Origin of the sequence: Leptospira congkakensis, assembly GCF_004770265.1 — a bacterium.
Taxonomy (GTDB): domain Bacteria; phylum Spirochaetota; class Leptospiria; order Leptospirales; family Leptospiraceae; genus Leptospira_A; species Leptospira_A congkakensis.
The window spans coordinates 246,937-269,045 of record NZ_RQGQ01000017.1 but is presented as its reverse complement, the minus strand read 5'-3'; the positions used below and the strand labels follow the sequence as shown (position 1 = coordinate 269,045).

Below are 22,109 nucleotides of genomic sequence, written 5' to 3'. Positions count from 1 at the left end.
TATGGACAGGGTGCTACAAGCAAATCGGGAATCAAGTAGAATGAATTTTTTTGCAACCAAACATCAGTAGCGGACTCCAATAAGTATAGGTTTACTTTGAATGAATTCTTCTCCTTCCACGGTTGAGCCCGTTGCCAAAAATCAGGCTCCGTTACTTTTTCTAATTTTGTTTTTTATGGTTCAGGCTACGATCCTAACTGTTTTTACCGTTCCTTTTGCGTGGTCGCTCGTTTGGTTGGCGATTGGATCCTACTTCCTTCGGATGTTTGGAATCACTGCGGCTTACCATCGCTATTTTTCCCATGCCTCCTTCAAAACCTCTCGGGTTTTCCAATTTGTTTTGGCGTGGATTGGTGCCATGGCCATGCAAAAAGGTCCACTTTGGTGGGCGGCTCACCACAGAAACCACCATAAGTATTCGGATACAGAAAAGGACATCCATTCGCCAAGTCGGAAGGGTTTTTGGTATTCCCATATGTTTTGGTTTTTACGAAATGATTACAATGAATACGAACCAAAATTGATTCCCGATTTTTATAAATACCCCGAACTACGTTTACTTGATAAATACCATTGGATCGCACCACTTTCGTATGCCGTTTTGTTGTATCTAGTGGGTGGATGGGCTTGGCTTGTTTATGGATATGCAGTATCAACTTTCTTTTTAGGACATGCTACTTGGACCATCAATTCCCTCTCTCATGTGTATGGGTCGGTTCGTTATGATTCTAGAGATACTAGTAAAAACAATCTTTGGCTGGCTTTACTAACGATGGGTGAAGGTTGGCATAACAACCACCACTACTATTGTTCATCAGTTAACCAAGGTTTCTATTGGTATGAAGTGGATGTTTCTTATTATATTTTAAAAACACTCAGTTTGTTTGGAATTGTTTGGGATCTTAAAAAACCACCGAAAAAAGTATTAGAGGAAGGACTTCTACGCGACCGCGAACAAAAAGAATCAAAACGTTTGTTACACAGTACAAAACAAACCAACAAAATAAAAAATAAGGTGGGAGTTCTTTCGACTTAAAAACTCAAACTCCTAATCGTTTTCGTATATCGGCCGGGATACTTTGGATAGAATCGTATTTTTTTTTCTTTCCACCCGGCAGTGACACATAATAAAATCCATTGATCATTTCTAAAAAATAATCCTCACCCTTTTCTCCCAAAGATCTGTTATCCAATTCCTTTACCATTTTTTGGTATTTGGAGGGAAGGAGATTCCAATTCATATAATTCGTAACCACACCTTGGTCATTCACCGTATAAGCACCATCTTGGTGTAGGATTTTGGTTCCATTGTAATCAAAAACTTCCATCACCTTTAGATTGTTATCTTTGGTTTGTTTCGAATCTTTTTTAGATTTGCCTGAGTTTGGGTTGGAAGGGTCTTCTGAACCAGAACCTTGTTTTGATTTTACATTCGCGGGGCTTTCCTTTTTTCTAAGTTTACTAAAAAGTAAAAGAAAAACACCGGCAAACGCTAGTGATGCGAATAGAAAAATTTCGGCAGTGGATAAATCAAATAAATAACGCCACATAACTATCGAAAACTCGTTCCAATTGCCTTACAAGATCCTGGGGTATATCCTTCCGTATTCCACGTCACACAATCAGTAAGTTCAATTGCGCGAAAACAAAGTTTTAGATCATCTATTTTGACACGACTCAGGAAAAGAGTACCTGGAAGTTTTTCACGACCACAGGCAGAATTTTTCAATGTATAAGCCTCAAAAGTTTTTTGATTACCTTCTATTGGCGAATAAAACAAATCTTCTCGATTTTGAATGCATTGGAAAGATAAACTGGTGCAGAGAATTAGGAACCACACCTTTTGAAAAAATATTTTCATTTTTTAAGTTTGATCCGAGAGACTTCCCTGACTGGAATTGGAAGTTTTCCAAAAGCACTATCCACCTGAACGGTTCCGTAAATTTCGAATTCTGCATCTTCTCCACGTCTTGCAGCTTCTGAAAGTTGTTTTGCCAGAAGGAGAAGTTTCGGAAGGATGGATTGTTTTTGATCAGGGACCAATTTCAGAACTACTAGTGACTCCGAGTTAGGATTCACTTCGAGAGGAGTTTGATTTTGGAGTTTTCCAATATACTCTTTTCCTTTTGGAGTGATGAGTTCTATCTCTAAATCAAATTGATAAATACTAACCTTAGTGTCATTCGGATTGGTTACGGAAACTTGTGGATACAAATCGACCAACGGAATGAGAGGAAAATTTGGATTTGGTTTTAGGTCTACACGAACATCCACCAAATCAAACTTACACGCCTTGAGACTTTCTAAATTCTTTTTTGTTTCACTTAGGCAATGAGTGAAAACAACGGAAAATAGAATTACAAATAAATATAAATATCTACGGACCAAATACTACCTTCCCTTCGGTCATATGTTGTTTGTAAAACTCCAAACCTTCTTTGTATTCTTCAAACTTAAAACGTTTGTTGATTTTTGTTTGGAAAACAGTTTTTAGAAATTTTTGTGCTTCTTTGGCTTGTTTCTGAAATTCCTCTAATCCAATTTCATAAATCCAGGAAGACAACCAAAACCCTTCCACTTTTTTGTTTTGGAATAAAATGATTCCAGAATTGACAGCAAATGGTTTTTCCGATAGAGCTCCGTAACAAACTACCTTAGATCCATAAGGCATACACTCTACAAGAGATTGTGCTGTTTCCCCTGCCACAGCATCAATGGCATATGTAGCATTTAGTTTTTTAGAGATTTTGAATAAATCTTTTTGGTAGTTGGGAGAAGTGGAGTTTAAAATGTTTTCTGCTCCAATTTCTAAAAGACTATCTTCTTGTTCTTTCTTTCGCACAACATTGATTAATGGGATTCCACGTTCTTTACAAAGTCGAACCACCATTTTGCCAAGGGCACTTGCTGCTGCAGTTTGGATCATTGCGGGATGGCCTTCTTTGGAACATTTGGATACCATTGCCCAAGCAGTCATTGGGTTTACAAAAAAACTAGATCCTTCATCAAGACTCACACCATCCACTAACGGCAAACAGTTGTCTTCGGTGGTGATCATATATTCTGACCAAGATCCATCGTTTTGAGGGGCCACGCAGGATACGTTCATTCCTACTTTCAGAGTTTTGATCGCAGTACCTACGGCATCTACAATTCCACTGGCTTCAAATCCAGCGGATACCGGTGCTTTCTTTTTGAATCCATAGAGCCCACGGATGAACATGAGGTCAGAAGGATTGATCGGAGAAAGGTGGATTTTGATCCTGACTTCGTTATCTTTTGGTGTTGGAATTTCTTTTTCACGGAGTTCCAATTGAGGTTCGGATTCGTCGTATTTTAGGATGGTGACTGCTTTCATCTCGTCCCATTCAGTCATTTAAAATCTGCTTGCCAACTCTTTCTTTTGGAGGAAGAATTTTAAGTCTCTCGTGAAATCAAAAAAGTTATCGAAAGAAGCCCTAACGGGAATCATTTTTTTTTCCGTTTTAGTCTTTGCTTTTTTTACAACCGTCATCGAACCGGATCGTCCTGCCAAAAAATATCCATATCGTTTATCGCTTTTTTACTCTAGAATTGATGGAATCAAAGAAGGAACGGAAGTTAGGATTTTAGGAATCCAAAAAGGTTTTGTTGCCCATATTGATTCTAGGCCTCTAATGGATGTTCCGGATCGCCGATTTCTCGACCATAACATGGATCATGCGATAGAACTTCATATTGCTTTAGAAGATCCCTTAACTCTTTGGGATAATTATGAAGTGGATTTTCAGACTGTAACTTTGTTCTCAGGAAGGATTATCAATATCAATCCTGGTAGTTCGGATGGGAAACGCCCCTTTTTCAAACCAACATTTCGGGAAGGGGAAAAAATTCCGGACTATTTGCCATCGGCTCGGTATTTTGATGATTTTTTTAAAGCTACTTCGGTGACAATGGAAGAAAATCGTTCCGACCTCAGGCAAATCACATTGGATTTTCGTTCGATTACCGATAAATTAAATCATACAGAAGGTACGATTCCGAAATTATTGGGAAGTACAGAAATGTATGATGAACTTCTTGCAACTGTAAAGGACGCAGAAGCCATTGGAAAAGAAGGAAGACGTTATATGGAAAGTTCTCGTAATTTAGAGAACACCATGCCGATTCCATTTTTAATTACAGCATCGTATTACGGACGTACAACGCCAATTACGGGAAGAAGGATTGGACCACAAGAATAATGAAAGTTGCAATTATACATGATTGGCTCACCGGTATGCGCGGTGGAGAAATAGTACTCGATAGTTTATTAAAAGCATTTCCAGAAGCGGATTTATTTACACTTTTTTATTCCAAAGGCAAACTAAACGATAGGATTGAAAATAGAAAGATCACAACAACTTTCACAAACAATCTTCCTTTTAAAGAAAAATACTATCGTTATTATTTACCGGTTTTCCCCACTGCCATTGAATCTTTGGATTTGAAAGGTTATGATGTAGTGATTAGTTCCTCACATTGTGTTGCCAAAGGGGTCATCCCTCATCCGGATACTTTTCATTTAAGTTATATCCATAGCCCAATGCGTTACGTTTGGGATATGTATTACGATTATTTTCCAGGCCGAAAAGGATTTAAGTTTTTTCTTTTACAATCCATTGCTAATTACCTTCGCACTTGGGATGCGGCTTCGGCCAACCGAGTGGATTATTTCACATGTAACTCGCATTTTGTGGGACGTAGGATTCAAAAATACTATCGCCGTGATTATAAAATTGTTTATCCACCATGTTTGCCCCAAGACTTTCGAGTGAATGATGTTTCTAAAGATGATTATTATCTGATGGTTTCAGCCTTTGCACCTTATAAAAAAATTGATCTCGCTATAGAAGCATTCCGCGAAAACGGAAAACCACTCATCCTTGTGGGTGGGGGGCAGGAAGAGGGGAAACTAGTCAAAAATCTTCCCAAAAACATCCTTTGGAAAAAGGGCCTTCCTCGTACGGAAGTGGTGGAACTCTACAAAAAAGCCCGCGGGTTTATTTTTCCAGGGATGGAAGATTTCGGGATCACCCCTGTTGAGTCGCAGGCCTATGCCACTCCTGTCATCGCCTTTGGGAAAGGAGGTGCCTTAGAATCGGTTAAAGAAGACAGAACCGGGGTATTTTTCAAAGAACAGACGGTAAAATCCTTAAATGATGCCATCCAAAGGGCAGAAAAGATCCATTTCAAACGCGGGGATTTCCAAAATTCCATCAATCGATTTACTGAAGAAAAATTCGTGAGCGAAATTCGAAAGGTAGTCGATAGACATAAATAGAAATCTCTGAAAGGGGGATCTCTTGGTCATTTTACATCGACTCAAAGGTGCGGAGTTTGTTCTCAATGCAGATTTAATTGAGACCATCGAAGCAAATCCAGATACGATCATCACTCTTGTGAATGAGAAGAAATTCATTGTACAAGAGGCTGTTTCGGAAGTTTTGGAAAAAGTGGTAACCTATCAGACTAGGATCCATGGTCTCCCGCGAGTCCAACAGAGTAGGCCTGAGGAAACATAAGAAATGGATATAGCTACAGTCATTGGTTTGGCCCTAGGAGCGGCCTTGATGTTACTTGGGGTTGTTTCGGGGGGTCTTGCACTAACCGACCTTATCGACATTCCCTCAGTAATGATTACATTTGGTGGTGCTGCCGCCGCTACGATCATTTCCTTCCCATGGACTTCTACTATTGGAGTGGGAGCAGTTACTAAAAAAGCCTTCCAAAATCCTCCCTCAGACTTACCAGGACTCATTACGACACTAGTTAGTTTTTCTGAAAAAGCACGTCGTGAAGGTTTACTTGCCTTAGAAGATGATATCAACGAACTTCCTGAAGAATTTTTAAAGAAGGGAATCCAACTCGTAGTGGATGGAACTGACCCTGAACTTGTTCGAAATATTATGGAAACCGAAATTGGGAACACGGCCACAAGGCATGCTTATGGTCGCTCTTGGTGGGATGCTTACGCTGGTTTTGCGCCAGGGTTCGGGATGCTTGGGACCCTTGTGGGTCTTGTGGGGATGTTAAAGAACTTAGGTGGTGGGGACGCGAGTGCCATTGGACAAGGTATGGCGACAGCTCTTATTACCACATTATACGGGTCACTTGCTCAGAACTTATTTGCAGCACCGATTGTTAGAAAACTAACACGACGATCAGAAGATGAACTTGTGATCAAACAAGTCATGGTGGAAGGAACTTTATCCATTCAATCTGGGGATAACCCACGAATTGTAAAAGAGAAACTTGCAAGTTTCTTAACTCCTGCAGAACGAACTGCATTGAAAGACGACGGAGATTAATTTTTAGTTATGGCTAAGAAAGAAAAATGTCCTGAGTGCATCCAAAAAGTTCCCGAGTTCATGGCAACTTACGGGGACATGGTGACACTTCTCCTTTGTTTCTTTATCCTTTTGTATACAACGGGTAAAACGGATGCAAAGGAGATGCAGATCATTTTATCTGCCTTCAAATCCACTACAGGATTTTTCACCGGTGGACAAACACTATCGAAAGGATCTTTGGAAGAGATGGGAATGCAAATTGAGTCCCTTCCTTCTCAAGTAGTAGGACGTAACCTTTCCAAAGCAAAAAAAGATGCACATGAAGTATTTAAACCAGAAGTAGAAGCAGGAAAAGTTCGAATTTCTGAAAACGAAAGAGGACTTGTCATTTCGCTTGTGGGTGCTGATTATTTTTATCCAGGTTCCGCGATCATGACACCCTCTATTCGTGAGACATTACGAAAAGCAGCAGGTCTTATCAAAGGACTCGAACGATTTGTTCGCGTGGAAGGACATAGCGATGATGATGCTGTGAATCCAGTGAATCGTCCCGGTCGTGAAGAACGTGAATATATCAATAACTGGGATTTGGCGGGAGCAAGGGCAATCAATGCTACCGTTTTTATGATCAATTCAGAAGAAATTGAACCAAGTTGGTTCCAAGCTGTAAGTTTTGGATCCTACAGACCTCTTGTATTGGAAAATGAAGGTACACCGGAAGCCAAAGCTTTCAACCGTAGAGTGGATATCATCATCCTAACCGAGAAGTCTACTAAACGTGCGCCAGGGGAAAGTAAGTATGGTTTACCTGACACTCGTTTGCCGAACACTGAAACAAATGTAGAAGGAGAATTTTAACATGGGTGACCGTGAAGTAGATGAAGAAGAAGGTGGGTTAGCCGAAGGTAGTTCCGCCTCTGCAGGGATGTCCCCCATTGTCAAATGGTTATTGTACATTGCTGCTGCCATTTTCGGGATTATCATTGTAACCGTTATATCGATGTTTGTTGCTCAAAAAACGGCAACAAGTGTGTTTAAACAACAAAAGAATATCTCTCTTGTGAAAGCTCCCCCTCCTTTGGAAGTTTACACATTTCAAGAAGAATTTAGAGTGAATACTTCTGATGTTGGCGAATCACATTTTGTTAAGTTAAAAATGTCTCTTGGATTTGAATCTGGACAACCTGCTCTTTCTGCGGAACTGGCAGCACGTGTGGCTCAAATGCAAAACATCATTAACTTAGTCATTGCAAGAAAAACAAAAGACGATTTAAAATCCATTACCAACCAATTGGATTTACGTGAAGAACTCAAAGCTCACTTAAATCATATTTTGACCAATGGAAAAATCAAAGAGGTTTACTTTACCGAGTTCTTGGTAAACTAGGACTATGTCCGACCAAATCCTCGGTGTGATCCCTGCTCGTTACGCGAGCACGAGACTTCCCGGAAAACCACTGGCCCTCATTGGCACAAAACCAATGATCCAGTGGACCTACCACCACGCATCCCTTTCTAAATCAATCCACCGTTTGGTGGTCGCCACAGATGACAAACGAATCCATGATGTTGTCATTGCTTTTGGCGGTGAGTCGGTTCTCACAAGTCCCGACCATCCTACAGGAACCGATCGTATCATCGAAGTGGCAGAAAAATTTCCTGACTACGGAATCATTCTCAACATCCAAGGCGACGAACCTGGGATGGAACCCAAACTCATCGATGGAGTTTTGGATTTAAAAACCAAACATAGAAATTGGGAAATGACCACAGCAGCTGTTCCCTTTACCTCCACAGAAGACCCAAAAGATCCTAACAAAGTAAAGGTGGTCTTTGACAGAAACGGCCGTGCTAATTATTTTTCTCGTTCACCCATCCCCGCTTCTTTTAAAGGAGAGGCAACCTATCATCGGCATTTAGGAATTTATGCCTATGAAAGAGAATTTTTAATGAATTATAACCATCTGCCGGCTTCCGATTGGGAAACGGTAGAATCTTTAGAACAACTTCGTGCTTTGCAGAATGGATCAACGATCGGGGTTTATCTTTCGGATAAAGCCAACTTGGGTGTGGATTCCCCTGCCGATTTAGAAGTGGTGATTCGGGATTTTAAAGAGAAGGGTTTGATTTAGAGTTTCTTCCAACATATTTCTTTAATCTCTTGTGAAGATTTTAGTCAATATAGAAATTATATTCAAGAAATTGGAAGTTCCTCTATTTAAGAATTGATTGTAATGACTTTCTGTTTCGATTTTATTAACTAATTCTGCGGTGCTTTTTTAATATTTTTAGCTTCTTTTAATTTTTCATCTAACTTAGTTATGCTTAGAATATAGTTAATTTCTGTATTGGATATAGTATTCTTCGTTTTGTTTAAGGTGTTTTTGTTAACCTTTTTATTTAATTTTAAATCTTCAATTTCATTAAAATCGAGCCAAAGGATCTTACAATCTGAGCAGATGTCAATTTCAACAGCGTTATACTTTTCTGAAAATTTGTGTAATTTCATTTGTTTTTTGCATTTAGGGCAAAGTAAAGGTGATCTAAAAACATTCGAATTTTCTTTTTCTTCCTTCCAAATTGAATCGTTAAATAAAAGTTCTAATGTATTTTCAAAATAATAATGTCCGAAACATTTATCACAAATCATCAGTTTTCCGTAATTCGTTTTGATCGAATTTAGTTGGATATTACATTTTGGGCATTTTATCATAAGGTGCTTATAACGGACTAACCTTCTCGAAAAAAACGTTTAATTACCGTTATACGATTTTTTATCTTTCGTCAAAACTGTTAAAAATTTCGCTTATTGTTTGATCTTCGCTCATTGGATTATATTGATTTTCAGATTCTTCATCAATGTACCTTTCAATTTGAGATTCAACAAATTCTTCGTAGTCAGTTATTTTCTCTGCTAATTCGTAAAGTTGATCTTCTAGGTTTAGATTAAAAGTTGATTCAACTTTTTCAATTTCTTCTTTTAAGGAATCAAAGAATAATCCATCCGTTTTTTGTATTTCTTCACTTACTAAGTTAGATATATAGGTATAGAAGGTTTCTTTTTTTACATGTTCGTCAAACTTTATGGGGAATAGTTCTGCGAATTCTTTGAAGTATTTTAATTGATGTAGATCGCGAATAGTTTGCAGAAATGTAATTATAATTCGTTCTTCATCTAAGTTTTCTAATTTTAGATCTTTTAATAATTGGATATATAAATTATGTTCATAAGAGTTTAATTTATTTGGATACAGTAGTTTGATGAATTCTTCTTTGATAAAGGATTCTTTTTCTATATCTGGAATATTGAAATCTTTATAGATTCTGGTTAAAAAGCTATATCTATTTGAGTTTAAGTTTTTCCAAAGAAATCTACCGGTATCTCCAATATTTACTCGCGTTAATATGCAATTTTTAAGTATTTCTATATTTTTCTTTATCTTTTCGAATGCATTTTTTTGGATTTTTTCGGACAAAATGATTTTTTTATTTGATACTGATCCATCTTGGGTGGTGTCAAAAATATTGAAATATTGATTTTCGAAAATAAAACTATCCATAAGACTTTCTATTATTTCTGTTTTGTCTCTTAAGTAGTTCAATAAGAAATCAATGATTGATGGGTTCTGAAAATCAACTGCTATTGTGGTAGCGCTATCGTTTTGAATTTTGATAAATGTGTTTTCCAATTCTTTTAGGGATCTTTTTACAAGAATTAAGTCTACAGGAAGATGAATTTTATTTATATTGATTTCTAGAAATGAGATTAATGCCTCTTCTAGGTCTTCTATTTTTACTGGAGAGCCAAGCGTTAGGAGTATTAATAGCGTATATTGGGAATATTTATTTATAGAATTTTCAAATGCGTAGTGCCAGACGCTTTCAGGATTATCTAATAAGATAATAATATTTTTTGAGAATTCATTGGGTGCGCAAGAATTCCAAATTTTTCTTTTTATTAAGGTCTCTATTATTCGTGGATTATAGTTTTTGTGTTTAACTATTCCTAGATGGTTTTTTGGATCTACTAAGTTATTTAAGTGATTCTTTGGAATCCCTGCAAAGAATAGATGATTATAAAGAATTTGCGCTTTTATAACATTAGTATAGGAATCAAGGTCGAGAATACATTTTGCTATTTCAATATTATTGATTCTGAAAACTTCGTAAGATGAGATCGCTTGGTTTAATATATATTCTCTTGTTGATAAAATAAGAAGTTTATTGTTACTTCTTTTGATCCTTTCTATGAATTTGATTATTTTGCTTTCTTCATTTGGTTTTTGTTTTGCATCAAGGAAATTTTTTCCTAAGAAATCATCAAAGAAGAATATTTGTTTTTTTTCTTCATGAAATAATGTATATCCATCATCAATTGAATCACTTAAAAATATAAATTCATCGTAATCACCTGATAGAAAATGAAGAGAAATTATTCTGGCTAATGTGGTTTTTCCTATCCCTGGAATTCCTGAAATGATTACATATTTATACTCCGTTATAATCTTGATAGCTTTGCTGAAACTTTCATTTTGGACGTAGGTTTTCATTTGGTCTTTCATTTCTGAAAGCTCAAATTCTGAATAATTATAGATGCGATTATTTAGTAGTCTGTCTAGGACTGTTGAACTCGAAAGCCATAGTTTATAATATTTTAATTCGATATCATTGTTTAAACTAAGTAGATTGTTTAGGTCATCTTTTCCTAGTATATCCTCTGTTTCACGTATATAAGGTTTAAATAGATTTTGGATTTCTTGTTTATTTTTTGGTGTTAAGCCGACAGTCGTGGAAATTAAATACCTATTAGGATTTAATATTCTTACTTTTTTAATTTCTTTTTTAAGATTAGTTAAAAGATTTGAATAAGATTCATATCTTTTGGCTTGAATGATAACATTATTTAAATTTGGTGTTGCATACCTTAAATCAATTCCGTTATCCCTCCCACTTTTGAAACTTTCGATAAAAACATTTTCTTTTTTTTGAATTAGATCACGCGTTAAGTTTTCGAATTCTATTGGAGATAGGATTAAGAAATCATAATTATTCATTTTCCGGTTTAAATTCAAAAATTTCGCATAACAGCATAGAACCGAGCCTCTGTTTTTTTTAACAGAGACCATTTAATTCTAATCCATTCTTTCCGAAAAAATTACGATACTTCTCTTTCGTTATTTCTCATCCCTCGAGAGATATATTCATACAAAAACTCTCCGGTAATCACCCCGGGGATGATGACTTTTTGGGCTCCATCCGCCACTAACTTTTTTGCTTCGCCAGGTTCATCACTGGTGAGAATGATTTTTGCGTTCGGAGCGAGTTTGCTAAGGGTAGAAAGCAAACGGTTGTTATTGGTTCCTTTTAAGAACGAGTCAGAAATGGTGCAGATGACCATCGAAGCGTCATGAAGGCCAATATGAGATAAAGAATCTGGATGGGCAAGGTCGGCATAGGCCCATTGGAATCCTTTGTTTGTGAGTTCATCCTTAAAAGCAGGATTGTAATCAGCAATGATGATCCGTTTGATAAGGGACGGAGATAAGTCTTCTAAGTATTCCACAAAAGCACGTGCAATGCGGAAATAACCAAGGACAATGATGTCTCGCACCATTCCATCACCATGTCCTCCATGCCCACCGTGACCTGATTTATCATCCTTTCCAGATTCTTCCGTTTGATCAGAAATTCCTACACGAGCGAGTAATCTTTCAAAGGTCGCTGCGATATTATGGTTATACATAATGATGTATGTGGAGAGAACTGATGCAATGATGGTCGAAGTTAAAATCACCGCTTGTAGTTTTGGAGTGATGTGTTCGAATCCAGCACCTAATGCTAAAATCACGAGAGAGAACTCTGAAATCTGTGCTAGGTTGAGTGCAGTTAAAAAACCATTTCGAACCCCTTTGTTGAGTTTGATGATGACGGGAGCAATGGTAATCATCCTTACAAACAACATAAGCGTGATGATAGCTGCTGATAGTCCGATGACTTCCAAACTAGGAAGAGGTACTTTTAGTCCTAGAGCCACAAAGAATAGAGTCACAAAAAAGTCTCGGATACCAATCAGTTTGGAGATAACATCAGCACCATAAGGGAAAGCGGCAATACTCATACCGGCAACAAGAGCACCCATTTCTTTGGATAGTCCCACTTTACCTGCGATCCCACAAACAAAGAAACACCACATAATTGATGTTAAAAGAATGAGTTCCGGGCTACTCGCGCAGGCTTTGTATAATTTGGCTAAAACATAACGACTGACACTAAAACTAAAGGCAATGAGTAAAACAATGATTCCAACAGAAGTGAGAATTTTTAAGATTTCAGGGTTGTTTAAGTTAGGTTGTACCCCCATAAACAAAATGGCCCAGATGTCTTGGAAAACCAAAACCCCTACGGTTAGTTTTCCTGAGAGGGTGTTGATTTCAACTTTGTCCTGTAGTAACTTAACAACGATTAGTGTAGAACTAAGGGAGAGTGCAACGGCAATGTAAAGGAGATCGAATTTTTCAGAACCGATCGACAGCCCGAAAAAAGGAAACACGGAATATACAAAGGCAACGGAAAGAGTAAACTGAAGGATTCCCAGAGTGAACATAGCCTTACCCATTTTTGCGAGTTCAGCCAAGTTGATTTCTAATCCGATGATGAAAAGTAGTAGGATGAGTCCAATTTCCGAAATGAGTTCGATACTGGCTTCATTGGTGACAAGCTCAAAACCCATTTCCTTGCCGAGCATAGCCCCACCGATAATGTAACCTAAAATTAACGGTTGTTTGAGGACTCTGGCAATGTGACTTAAGACTGTAGCGAAAATAATACTAAGACCGATGTCTTGTAATAGCGACTCTTCCCCGTGCATAGAAACCTTCTTTAGGAAGAAGTTTAGAAATTCCAGAAGTAGTGAAAGTCGTTTTTTTTCTGAACAATAAATCAGATTAAGGAAATGGAGAAATTTGTAAGATTGAAGCTGTGGAAGCTTGGAAATGGGCGATGGCTACATGGTGATCGTACAAAGCCTTAATTTCTCGAACAGCAGCTTCGGCACTTGTTTGTTCTCTAATATTTACAAATAGAAGAGTAGAGTCACCGAGTGCAAAACGTTCTCTTTCCATCTCTTCTAACTTCCTAGCTAATTCCACTTCATTTTGAGTCACTGTTACGCGTTTTGCTGAAGCAATCACCTCGGAAATGGAATCCTGCACTTCGGTTTTGATTTTGTCTTTTGAGAATTGTAATTCTTGGTCGAGTTGGGCAATCTTTGCTTCCGCGGCACCAATAAGTCCCCTCGGCCTTTTGGTTTGGATGGGAATGTTGAGAATGAGAGAGGCTTCTAGTTCCGGTTTGGCTTTTGTGACAGAACCTGGCCCAAAGTCTTGGGAACCTGCAACTACCAAATCCACTTGTGGTTTTAATGAATTGTATCCCATGTCTTGGTCAACGCGGACTTTGTCTCTTTTAAATTCGAAGTCTTGTAGTTCTGGTCTAAACTTCCAAGCAAGTTTGATACTTTTTTCCAATTCCATTTTTTTATAATCAATGGGTTTTGGAAAACCAATGGGCAATCTGCTCGTTGTAGGAAGGATTAAATTTCCATCGGGTGCACGTAGAAATAAAGATAAATCGATAGCAGCTTTTTGCATCTCTCGTTCTGCAGAAACAAATTGAGATTCTCTTTGTAAAATGGCGCGGTCATTTTCCGTTCCTTCCATTTTCGGAATATCACCTAACTTAATACGTTGTGTAATTTGATCTTGTCTGTTTTTCGCCATTGCTAACAAGTCTTTGTTGACTAAATATTCTTGGCCACTGGCGACCCACTTCCAATAACGTCTTGTTGCTTCTTTAGTGACTTCGATTTTTAATTTTTGAATGGAAAGTTCTGCTAATCTTCGATCAAGGTCTGCTTTTTTGATATCGGCTCTGTTTTTATCAATCTCTCGATTGCGCATCAGGGGAAAGATAGCACCCGCCCGAACTTCTCCATGATCGTTAGTTTCTCTTCTTCCATCATAAACGGGAAAAGTTCCGCGTCCAATTCGATAACCAGCAAAAAAGGAAGTTCCACCCAGTGGAGTTGGTTTTTCAAATACGGCATCGGCTGCATTGTTTGTATAATAACCCATTGGTTTTGTGGTTCCCATTGACTTAAACTGTAAGTCAAAAGCACCCTCTGCTGCGAGATAGTTGTACTCGGCTTCCGTTAAAAGTTTTTCTGCCGCAAGGACTAAAGGATAAGATTTTTCTACGGACTTTAAAAGTTCAGCTAAAGTGAGAACCCCTGGTTGTTGGTTGATATAATCCTGAGAGTAAATGTTTGGTCCATGTAAGGATTCAAAGGGATCACGTGTTGGATCAGCTTCAATGACAAAGGCAAAAAACATTCCAAATGGACAAAGGAAGGCAAATAGAGATTGTTTGAATCTTCTAATCATTTGACCTTATCCCCACTTCCTGTATCATCTAACAATGATTTCATTTCTGGATCATCCATTGGTAAGTTTGGTGGAAAGTCATTAAACCTTCTCCATAGTTCATACCCAACACTCACGCGATTGAGAAAAATCCAACCTTTGGCACGCACACCTTGTCTGAGATAACGACTAGATGGCCATTGTCTATCCTCTCTATCGGGAATGACAAGGACTCTGAAATTTCCAGAACCATTGTCTGTGATGTCAACAAGTTTGACAATTCCACCAAAAGTTCCTACGGCAGTTTCCGGCCAACCGCTGATTTGTAAAACGGGGTATCCTTGGAATTGTAGGCGAACTTTCCTACCCTCACCAACTAACGGAATATCGTTGCCGGAAATAAAAAGTTCAATGGCCTTGTCTTCTGCATCGGGAACAAGAATGGCCACACCGTCTCCCTCTTTCACTTGTTGGGTGTCAGGGTTCACCAAAATTCGCATGATGGTTCCATCTCTAGGTGCAAATATTTCTTGAGTTTCTTGCCTTGATAACCGCGCTTCGAGTTTGGGAAGGTCTTCCAATACACGGGCTACTTCTGATTGAGCCGATGCTAAGGAAGCCCTTGCATCATTGATTGATGCCTCTGCATCTTGTGCTACTTTTCCGGTATCGCTGTACAATGCTCTTTCTTCTTTGATGGCTGCATCGTATGTGGCTTTGGCTCGATCAAGTCCTGTTTCTGCATTGGTATGATCAAGTTCGGCAAGTTCCAAGGTTCTTTTGGAAGTAAGACCTTTTTCCCATAATTGTTTTTGGCGATCTAAGTTCAGGTTGGCAGTTTTTAAAGCAGCTTTTGCAGCATCTACTGCTTGTTCGCTGGCACGTACACGATCTTTTGCCATCATCCTTCTTGAGTCTGCCGCATCCACAGCGCTACCTCGAGAAGAACGTAAACTAATGATCCGCGAACGAATGTTATCTTCCCTGGATCTTGCAGCTTCTAATCGTTGTAAAAGTGCATTTTTTTCTTCACGAATCCTATTAATAAAGTTTGGATCATTGTCAGAGATATCTATGATAGGATCTCCCTTTTTGACCCGTGTTCCTTCATGCACATGCCATTTCACAACACGTCCACTGACAGGAGATTCGATGACTTGTTGTCTATCAAGGGGAGCATAAGCAACGACCCTTCCAAATCCCATCGTAGTTTGTTGCCATGGTACGTACAATAGGATAAGAACACTCAAAAAGAAAATGATGGTGAGAAGGTAAGCAAGACTTTGTGCAGGCAAAGCTGTTTGAACCAACCGATAAGAAGGTAAATTTTTATGGAGTTTCCATTTTTGTGACATATCAGTTTTCATAATCCAACCTTAAGAATTTACCTTTAAGGAATGGGAGTCGTTTTCTAAACGTAATACTTGGTCCATTTGGGATAGAACATTTGATGATTTGGAAACAATTAATAGAGTCCAGTTTTTATTTTTCTGCAACAATACTTTGAGACAAGCAGCGAGTAGATGGGGAGGTAAAATATCTAAATTTTCATCGATTAACAAAAGTTTCGGTTTCCCAATGATGGCTCTGGCTAAGGAAATAATAGTTGTTTGAATGTTATCAAATGGATGACCAAATGTTAAAAGTGGCGTGTGGATTCCATTCGGTAGGGATTGGATGGTTTCCCAAATACCTAATTCTTCTAAAAGTTGTCTGATTTCGATTAAGGATATTTCTTCTCTACCTACTCGAATGTTTTCCAAAATGGTACCTTCGAAGATTTCATTTCCACGAATCAAAAAAGTAAAAGAATGGATTTGTTCTTTGGAAACTTCATGAATATTTTGGTGGTTGTATTCCACAATTCCAGATGTTGGTGTTCGCATCCCGCAGATCAGATCTAATAAAATATGAGCATCATAAGGGGTGTTAGATGATATTCCAATGGATTTACCTGGTGTAACTTTTAAATCAAACCGGTTAAAGATTTTGTGGCCATTCGTGAGCGAGTAATGGATTCCAGAAAGTTGCACTTGGATTGGCCCTTCCGGAATTTCAAATTCTACTGTTTTGACTGGGATTGTTGGTAGATGGAATACCGAATTGATTTTGTCAACAGCGGCAATCAAACTATAAAAACTGTCCAACTGTTTACCAAATTTGGATATATCACTGAGTACTTTTGCAATGACAAGTTCGGCAGCTACTAGTTGTCCGATGGTGAGTTGTCGATGGATGACTAAATAACCACCTAATCCAAGTACAATGGCACTTGCTAAAGCCTGGATTCCAACTAGACCAATGATTTGTCGGATATAGTTAAAAAAGTATTTTTTTCTAGCATACAAATAATCTCTGATGAAGGAATCTGCTTTGTCCAAAGCAAAATTGGAACCAAAGGTAGAATGGAAAAGTGCGGAGTGCCTGGATATTTCTTCCAACCATGCTGCTACTTTGTATTTTTCTTTTGAAATTTTGATATAGTTTTCTGCGGCTGGTTTTCCCAATCGATAGGTAACCCAATACCCACCAATAAATAAAATCAGAAAAGAAAATACGATAAAGATGGGATGATAAAAGGAAATTAAAACAAAACCAATCACAGTAGTTAAAACGACAGATAGACCATCCACTAACAAGGAATGGATGGATTTTTGAATGGTCATTGTATCAAAAAATCGATTCACAAGTTCAGGGTTGTGGTGTTTGTCTAAGACATCTTGTCGAATTTTTGGAAATTTAACCGCAAACTCTGTAGCAATTCTCACAAACACACGTCTTTGTAAAATTTCCACAACATAGATTTGGATGGTTTGCATGGCTCCAGCAAATCCGAGGAAAAATACAACTAACAATGTCAATATGATGACTGGTTGGATTAAAACTCCAAAGGCTACAATATTAACAAGTGAGGAAGTCGCAACAGGAACAACTAAAGATAAAATTCCAATTCCAATTCCGTAAATAAAAACAATCCAAACATCTTTGGATTCCATTCGGATCAAATGTGAAATTTGTTTTAATGCATTTTTGACAGCAGAGTAGGAACCAGAAACTTCTTTGTTTGTTGAAAATGGAAAAGTTGGTTCGGCAATGATCCAATCCACAGAATCTTTGTTTGATTTGATTCCGATGAATTTCATTAATTCTTTTTCAGAATACCATTCTCCTTCATTGTCAAATCCATGTAGAGGTTTTACTAAATAGGAAGAGGTTTGGTAACTGATGATTGCATAAAATTCAGATAAGTTATGGTCATCACTCGGAATTTGAAAAACAAATGGTGAGTCTTGGGTGATGTAAGATCTTATGTCTTGTAATGTTTTTTGGACAAGATTTAGGCGGATTTGGTATTGGTGTGATGCCGCAAAAAGAAAATCGTAAAAATTGAGATTGGTAAGGATTCTATATTTACTTCTTAGGGAGCGAAATCCTTCTATAATTTGGCTTGGGACAGAATGGATGTGCAAAGACTCAGATAAAAAGTCTAAAACGGATTTTGCCAAATCTTCATGGGAAGAAAGTCTTGGATCAAAACTTTCTTCCTTTGCCTTGAAGAGTTGGTTCTTAAAATGAAATACCAACAAACGTAAAAATTTTAACATGTGAATTGCGATTCGAACCTTAGACTACACTTGACAAAACTTTGTTCTAGATTTTCTATTTTCAACCAGAGGTTCCTATGAAAATTTTTTATTCCACTTTGGTACTAATCGCACTCAGTTTTTCCACCGGACTGATTGCACAAGAAAACTGCACATATGAATATGATCCATCCCAAACCTCATTAGAGTGGACAGCGTTCAAATTTACAGAGAAAACAGGCGTTAAAGGCAAGTTTGATTCCATCAAAGTTATTGGCAAACAAAAAGACAAATCAAAGTTTGGTGCTGTCGCTTCTATTCAGTTCGAAATTGATTCTTCTACTGTTAATTCTGGTGTTCCAGACAGAGATGGAAAAATCAAAAAATTCTTTTTTGGATCTGTGAAAGGAAACAAAAAAATTTCAGGATCCTTTTCTGATATTAGCACAGGGGAAACGGGAACAGCAAAACTAAACTTACGATTCGGAAATTCCAAAACATCAGTGCCTGTTAATTTTGTATGGAAAGACGATGTTGTCGAAGTGACTGGAACGGTTGATGTTTTGGCACTAGGATTAAAATCGGGACTTAGTAAATTAAATTTAGAATGTAATGATTTACATAAAGGCTCTGATGGATTGAGTAAACTCTGGCCTACTGTTGACGTAAAGGTTGTATCAACCATAAAGAAAGTTTGTAAATAAAAGTTATATCCAAATCGTTTTTGGAATCATCCCAAACGATTTGGTCGCTACTTATTTTGTATCAACGATTGCGTTTGGTTCGCCAGTCGCTTCTGTGAAATGATTTATGAATCGTTTGTGTAATTTTTTTATCAGCGAAAGAGGTAAGAGTATCTGAATGAGTAAAGAGATCGAAACATATAATAAATCCCAATCGCCTACTGATAAAGAAATTTGTGATCTTTTGTATCAGGAAATCAATTTAAACTTAGCGAAAGCAGAAAAGAAAATTTGGCATGCGCATCCAGTTTGGTTTTTGGATGGAAATCCTATTGTGGGTTATAGCAAATTAAAAACTTGTATTCGTCTTTTATTTTGGAGTGGCCAAAGTTTTGATGAGGAGGGGCTGGAACCTGAAGGAAGTTTTAAAGCGGCAGAAGTCCGATATACAGATGTTAGTCAAATCAAGAAAAAAGATTTAAAACGTTGGCTCGGCCAGTCGAAAAAAATCCAGTGGGACTATAAAAATATTGTGAAACGAAAAGGTGTGTTAGAACGATTGAAGTGAACACCAGTAACAGGAACATATATACGCATTACGTATATATGAATGTTATACGAAATGGCTAAAACATCCCATCATGCAAGATAAATCTAACTTAGAAAATAATATATTCTTCTTTAAACTTTTAACTTTAATATACCCACCGGTCATATTATTAATCGATAGTTTCTTAAATTTTATAGAATTTCCCAACGCATTAGTAATACCTTTTTTCTTTGTTTATAGCTTTTTTCTAATCGATTACACATATCGATCTTAAATGCACAATGTCCTTTCGGAGATCATCCCTTTCGAATAGCGAAAAATGAACAGGATAGAAACTTTTTATTTAATCTCTACGGGAAAAAATGTATAAATTGCGGAAGAATTCTAAATGAAAAAGAAAATACAATTCGATAAACCACAACAAATTCGCGAATAAATTTATCTTACATCCTAAATCTATTTTTAACCTTTTATGAAACGAACTACATTAGTTTTATTATTTTTCACATTATTGCTTAACTGCAAGATTCCCATTTTTACAGATACTATTGTTAATAAAATCGAAAGTGATAATCAAATCTTTGACTTGAAGTCTACAATGGATCTTCAATTCGACTCGTTATACGTTCATATCTCGGATGGACCAATTTCAGATAAACTAAAAAATACATTTACGAACTACAAAAATTTCGACAAAGAAAACGGTTATGTACAAGCAAATTACTTTAATCCGTATCTACATATTTGGGATAGAACCTATTTGATATTCAGTTTAAACAAAAATGTCGTACATCTTGAAGTAATAGATCGTAAAAGCTCAGAATCTGTAGAAATTCATGAAGGATGTCTAACAAAGATAAGTGGAAAAAATACAATCGAAGATGAACCAGCAGCTTCACAAGATTATTTTCGATTAAAAAAAGATTTACTTTTTCTAAGAAAAAAAACAACATATGGATATATTCTTGAATGTATAAAGCGTTAGCCACTTCATATAATAGAATGTAAACGCTGCGCTTCTGCACTGGACACGTCGGTTAGTCTAGTTCTTAATAGAAAGAACAAATATGGATAATATAGAAATTAAAAAACTGTCCTCTAATGAATTAAATCAATTTATTGAACTCATTCGAGTCTTTGAAGATGTCTTTGAAATGAAAAACTTTCAAATGCCAAGTTCCCATTATCTTCAAACTTTATTGGATAGGGATGATTTTTTTGTTTTTGTTTCTATCTTTGAAAATCAAGTAATTGGTGGATTGACTACTTATACACTTCGTCAATATTATTCTGAAAAACCTTTAGTTTATATTTTCGATCTAGCTGTCCATACCAAATACCAACGCCAAGGAATTGGCAAATCACTTATCGAAGCGATTAATGGTTATTGTAAAAAAATGGGAGCTGAAGAAGTGTTTGTCCAAGCAGATGTGGTGGATGATTATGCTTTGGATTTTTATAGAGCAACGGGAGGATTACCAGAGGAGGTGATCCATTTTACGTATCCGTTGAGTTAAGTTGGGAAATAGATAAGATTTGGGTTTCGGTGAATTCGAACGACAGAATCTAAATAGAAAAACTATCGCTTCTATACAAATAACGAATTAAAGTCAAATTTTTAAAAAGTTTAGTATAATAAACGAATAGCATATAATTGCCGCTTATCGGAATTTAATTGTGTTGCGTGTAATTGCACAAAGTTTATTTTAAATTGACAACTATTGTTTAGTTCTTTTTGAGAATAAACTTTTCGATTAAGGGAAAGAATTTACCTTAATGAATCACTTCAAAGTAATCTTTCTACTTAAAAAAAACAAATCCCCACGCCAGCGATAAATCCGGAGCGACAATAGGAGCGAGGATACAAGCAAAGCGAAGGTTTGACTTGGTGGATGAGCTTAGCGAATCCAACATAAACAAGGCGTGATGAAATATTAAGACTAAAATCTCCGAAAATCGATTGCAAATGAAATTAAGCTGCTTGCGGAAATCCTTTCTATATTAATTACTATTTCCATCTACAAACAAATCGGAAAGATTGGAGCGGATAGCGCGGTCGTTATACAATCTAATTTCAATCAACTAACGGATTCGAGGCGCCCAAACGATTAAGCGATCTTTGAAATTTTTACATCGGAGGCATCTTTTCAAATTTTGATACTGCTGGATTCAGATGGTCCCAGCTTAATCCCTTTATCGTATATGTTACGGCCTGTGGTTTGTAGAGATTTGGATCATTGAGACTTGCAGCATGGATGGTAAATAGTTCGGGCATGGCGGCGAAGGTCATGTAGACTGGTGAACCACATTTTGGACAAAAGCTACTTGTTTTGATATTTCCGCTATCACCAACCATATCGAAGTTAGTTGTTTCTCCTTCTACTTTGACTGCACTGCGGGATCGAAAGGTAAGATAAGATCCGTGTCCGGTTCCACTCATTCGCTGGCAGTCTCGGCATTGGCAATCATTCATAAAAATAGGTTCTTCTGTGATTTTGTATTGAATGTTTCCGCAAGCACATCCACCGCTATAAATTTGATTCATATCATCCTCCACGCTT

Annotated in this window: 22 protein-coding genes; 11 read left to right on the top strand and 11 right to left on the bottom strand. The window is 37.2% G+C overall.

Annotation, left to right across the window (positions count from 1 at the left end; translation table 11 throughout):
- Window positions 1-100: 100 nt before the first annotated feature.
- On the top strand, window positions 101-1,036 hold the full coding sequence (locus tag EHQ70_RS14745; RefSeq protein WP_135587688.1) for an acyl-CoA desaturase: 936 nt from the start codon (window positions 101-103) through the stop codon (window positions 1,034-1,036).
- Between the two features lie 4 nt (window positions 1,037-1,040).
- Here EHQ70_RS14745 and EHQ70_RS14740 read toward each other — a convergent pair whose 3' ends face one another.
- Genes EHQ70_RS14740 through EHQ70_RS14725 form a run of 4 tightly spaced genes read right to left on the bottom strand, consistent with a single transcriptional unit; the run spans window position 1,041 to window position 3,376 of the window.
- The gene (locus EHQ70_RS14740) at window positions 1,041-1,550 is read right to left on the bottom strand and encodes a hypothetical protein (RefSeq protein ID WP_135587687.1); all 510 of its coding nucleotides are present in this window, start codon (window positions 1,548-1,550) and stop codon (window positions 1,041-1,043) included.
- A 2-nt stretch (window positions 1,551-1,552) separates the two neighbouring features.
- Window positions 1,553-1,861 (bottom strand): LIC13255 family lipoprotein, encoded by a 309-nt coding sequence (locus EHQ70_RS18770; protein WP_135587685.1) that lies wholly within the window; start codon window positions 1,859-1,861, stop codon window positions 1,553-1,555.
- Entirely contained in the window at window positions 1,858-2,388 is a 531-nt protein-coding gene (locus tag EHQ70_RS14730; protein ID WP_135587683.1) for a hypothetical protein, read from the bottom strand. Before EHQ70_RS14730 ends, EHQ70_RS18770 begins: the two co-directional genes overlap by 4 nt.
- Window positions 2,378-3,376 (bottom strand): zinc-binding dehydrogenase, encoded by a 999-nt coding sequence (locus EHQ70_RS14725; RefSeq protein ID WP_135587681.1) that lies wholly within the window; start codon window positions 3,374-3,376, stop codon window positions 2,378-2,380. The genes EHQ70_RS14730 and EHQ70_RS14725 overlap by 11 nt, the downstream gene beginning before the upstream one ends.
- Before the next feature lie 52 nt (window positions 3,377-3,428).
- Here EHQ70_RS14725 and EHQ70_RS14720 point away from each other — a divergent pair, with 52 nt between their 5' ends.
- From EHQ70_RS14720 to kdsB, 7 genes are read left to right on the top strand one after another with little or no spacing between them, the layout of a single operon-like run.
- Complete coding sequence (locus EHQ70_RS14720) at window positions 3,429-4,223, top strand: MlaD family protein (RefSeq protein WP_135587679.1); 795 nt, start codon at window positions 3,429-3,431, stop codon at window positions 4,221-4,223.
- Window positions 4,223-5,302: a glycosyltransferase gene (locus tag EHQ70_RS14715; RefSeq protein ID WP_135587677.1), complete on the top strand. Its 1,080-nt coding sequence runs from the start codon at window positions 4,223-4,225 to the stop codon at window positions 5,300-5,302. The genes EHQ70_RS14720 and EHQ70_RS14715 overlap by 1 nt, the downstream gene beginning before the upstream one ends.
- 22 nt (window positions 5,303-5,324) lie before the next feature.
- Complete coding sequence (locus EHQ70_RS14710) at window positions 5,325-5,543, top strand: flagellar FlbD family protein (protein WP_135587675.1); 219 nt, start codon at window positions 5,325-5,327, stop codon at window positions 5,541-5,543.
- Between the two features lie 3 nt (window positions 5,544-5,546).
- Window positions 5,547-6,329, top strand: coding sequence for a motility protein A (locus EHQ70_RS14705; protein ID WP_004784282.1), 783 nt, complete (start codon window positions 5,547-5,549; stop codon window positions 6,327-6,329).
- A 9-nt stretch (window positions 6,330-6,338) separates the two neighbouring features.
- Window positions 6,339-7,169 (top strand): flagellar motor protein MotB, encoded by an 831-nt coding sequence (gene motB / locus EHQ70_RS14700; protein WP_135587673.1) that lies wholly within the window; start codon window positions 6,339-6,341, stop codon window positions 7,167-7,169.
- Between the two features lies 1 nt (window position 7,170).
- Window positions 7,171-7,698, top strand: coding sequence for a flagellar basal body-associated FliL family protein (locus EHQ70_RS14695; RefSeq protein ID WP_135576151.1), 528 nt, complete (start codon window positions 7,171-7,173; stop codon window positions 7,696-7,698).
- A gap of 4 nt (window positions 7,699-7,702) precedes the next feature.
- Entirely contained in the window at window positions 7,703-8,443 is a 741-nt protein-coding gene (gene kdsB, locus EHQ70_RS14690; protein ID WP_135587671.1) for a 3-deoxy-manno-octulosonate cytidylyltransferase, read from the top strand.
- Between the two features lie 128 nt (window positions 8,444-8,571).
- Here kdsB and EHQ70_RS14685 read toward each other — a convergent pair whose 3' ends face one another.
- The 6 genes from EHQ70_RS14685 to EHQ70_RS14660 form a co-directional block, all read right to left on the bottom strand.
- Entirely contained in the window at window positions 8,572-8,961 is a 390-nt protein-coding gene (locus tag EHQ70_RS14685) for a TFIIB-type zinc ribbon-containing protein (protein ID WP_167481722.1), read from the bottom strand.
- A gap of 124 nt (window positions 8,962-9,085) precedes the next feature.
- Window positions 9,086-11,365 (bottom strand): nSTAND3 domain-containing NTPase, encoded by a 2,280-nt coding sequence (locus EHQ70_RS14680; RefSeq protein WP_167481721.1) that lies wholly within the window; start codon window positions 11,363-11,365, stop codon window positions 9,086-9,088.
- 101 nt (window positions 11,366-11,466) lie between these two features.
- Window positions 11,467-13,179 carry a cation:proton antiporter gene (locus tag EHQ70_RS14675; protein WP_135587666.1) on the bottom strand — a complete coding sequence of 571 codons (1,713 nt, stop codon included), beginning with the start codon at window positions 13,177-13,179 and terminating at the stop codon, window positions 11,467-11,469.
- Window positions 13,180-13,255: 76 nt separating this feature from the next.
- Entirely contained in the window at window positions 13,256-14,752 is a 1,497-nt protein-coding gene (locus EHQ70_RS14670; RefSeq protein ID WP_135587664.1) for a TolC family protein, read from the bottom strand.
- Complete coding sequence (locus tag EHQ70_RS14665) at window positions 14,749-16,086, bottom strand: HlyD family secretion protein (RefSeq protein ID WP_208729564.1); 1,338 nt, start codon at window positions 16,084-16,086, stop codon at window positions 14,749-14,751. Before EHQ70_RS14665 ends, EHQ70_RS14670 begins: the two co-directional genes overlap by 4 nt.
- A gap of 21 nt (window positions 16,087-16,107) precedes the next feature.
- The gene (locus tag EHQ70_RS14660; RefSeq protein WP_135587660.1) at window positions 16,108-18,336 is read right to left on the bottom strand and encodes an ABC transporter transmembrane domain-containing protein; all 2,229 of its coding nucleotides are present in this window, start codon (window positions 18,334-18,336) and stop codon (window positions 16,108-16,110) included.
- A gap of 77 nt (window positions 18,337-18,413) precedes the next feature.
- On the opposite strand from EHQ70_RS14660, the gene EHQ70_RS14655 reads away from it, so the two are divergent.
- The 3 genes from EHQ70_RS14655 to EHQ70_RS14640 all read left to right on the top strand — a co-directional run bounded on the left by EHQ70_RS14655 (window position 18,414) and on the right by EHQ70_RS14640 (window position 21,065).
- On the top strand, window positions 18,414-19,019 hold the full coding sequence (locus EHQ70_RS14655) for a YceI family protein (RefSeq protein WP_135587658.1): 606 nt from the start codon (window positions 18,414-18,416) through the stop codon (window positions 19,017-19,019).
- Window positions 19,020-19,176: 157 nt separating this feature from the next.
- Window positions 19,177-19,566: a DUF1801 domain-containing protein gene (locus EHQ70_RS14650; protein WP_135587656.1), complete on the top strand. Its 390-nt coding sequence runs from the start codon at window positions 19,177-19,179 to the stop codon at window positions 19,564-19,566.
- A 1,049-nt stretch (window positions 19,567-20,615) separates the two neighbouring features.
- The gene (locus EHQ70_RS14640) at window positions 20,616-21,065 is read left to right on the top strand and encodes a GNAT family N-acetyltransferase (protein WP_135587652.1); all 450 of its coding nucleotides are present in this window, start codon (window positions 20,616-20,618) and stop codon (window positions 21,063-21,065) included.
- Between the two features lie 611 nt (window positions 21,066-21,676).
- On the opposite strand, the gene EHQ70_RS14635 is transcribed toward EHQ70_RS14640, so the two are convergent.
- Window positions 21,677-22,093 carry a GFA family protein gene (locus EHQ70_RS14635; RefSeq protein WP_135587650.1) on the bottom strand — a complete coding sequence of 139 codons (417 nt, stop codon included), beginning with the start codon at window positions 22,091-22,093 and terminating at the stop codon, window positions 21,677-21,679.
- Window positions 22,094-22,109: the final 16 nt, after the last annotated feature.

Bases quoted from the DNA above. Each gene is read 5' to 3' on its own strand.
- EHQ70_RS14745 (WP_135587688.1), top strand. From the start codon at position 101: ATGAATTCTTCTCCTTCCACGGTTGAGCCCGTTGCCAAAAATCAGGCT.
- EHQ70_RS14740 (WP_135587687.1), bottom strand. From the start codon at position 1,550: ATGTGGCGTTATTTATTTGATTTATCCACTGCCGAAATTTTTCTATTC.
- EHQ70_RS18770 (WP_135587685.1), bottom strand. From the start codon at position 1,861: ATGAAAATATTTTTTCAAAAGGTGTGGTTCCTAATTCTCTGCACCAGT.
- EHQ70_RS14725 (WP_135587681.1), bottom strand. From the start codon at position 3,376: ATGACTGAATGGGACGAGATGAAAGCAGTCACCATCCTAAAATACGAC.
- EHQ70_RS14715 (WP_135587677.1), top strand. From the start codon at position 4,223: ATGAAAGTTGCAATTATACATGATTGGCTCACCGGTATGCGCGGTGGA.
- EHQ70_RS14705 (WP_004784282.1), top strand. From the start codon at position 5,547: ATGGATATAGCTACAGTCATTGGTTTGGCCCTAGGAGCGGCCTTGATG.
- motB (WP_135587673.1), top strand. From the start codon at position 6,339: ATGGCTAAGAAAGAAAAATGTCCTGAGTGCATCCAAAAAGTTCCCGAG.
- EHQ70_RS14695 (WP_135576151.1), top strand. From the start codon at position 7,171: ATGGGTGACCGTGAAGTAGATGAAGAAGAAGGTGGGTTAGCCGAAGGT.
- kdsB (WP_135587671.1), top strand. From the start codon at position 7,703: ATGTCCGACCAAATCCTCGGTGTGATCCCTGCTCGTTACGCGAGCACG.
- EHQ70_RS14685 (WP_167481722.1), bottom strand. From the start codon at position 8,961: ATGATTTGTGATAAATGTTTCGGACATTATTATTTTGAAAATACATTA.
- EHQ70_RS14680 (WP_167481721.1), bottom strand. From the start codon at position 11,365: ATGAATAATTATGATTTCTTAATCCTATCTCCAATAGAATTCGAAAAC.
- EHQ70_RS14675 (WP_135587666.1), bottom strand. From the start codon at position 13,179: ATGCACGGGGAAGAGTCGCTATTACAAGACATCGGTCTTAGTATTATT.
- EHQ70_RS14670 (WP_135587664.1), bottom strand. From the start codon at position 14,752: ATGATTAGAAGATTCAAACAATCTCTATTTGCCTTCCTTTGTCCATTT.
- EHQ70_RS14665 (WP_208729564.1), bottom strand. From the start codon at position 16,086: ATGTCACAAAAATGGAAACTCCATAAAAATTTACCTTCTTATCGGTTG.
- EHQ70_RS14660 (WP_135587660.1), bottom strand. From the start codon at position 18,336: ATGTTAAAATTTTTACGTTTGTTGGTATTTCATTTTAAGAACCAACTC.
- EHQ70_RS14655 (WP_135587658.1), top strand. From the start codon at position 18,414: ATGAAAATTTTTTATTCCACTTTGGTACTAATCGCACTCAGTTTTTCC.
- EHQ70_RS14650 (WP_135587656.1), top strand. From the start codon at position 19,177: ATGAGTAAAGAGATCGAAACATATAATAAATCCCAATCGCCTACTGAT.
- EHQ70_RS14640 (WP_135587652.1), top strand. From the start codon at position 20,616: ATGGATAATATAGAAATTAAAAAACTGTCCTCTAATGAATTAAATCAA.
- EHQ70_RS14635 (WP_135587650.1), bottom strand. From the start codon at position 22,093: ATGAATCAAATTTATAGCGGTGGATGTGCTTGCGGAAACATTCAATAC.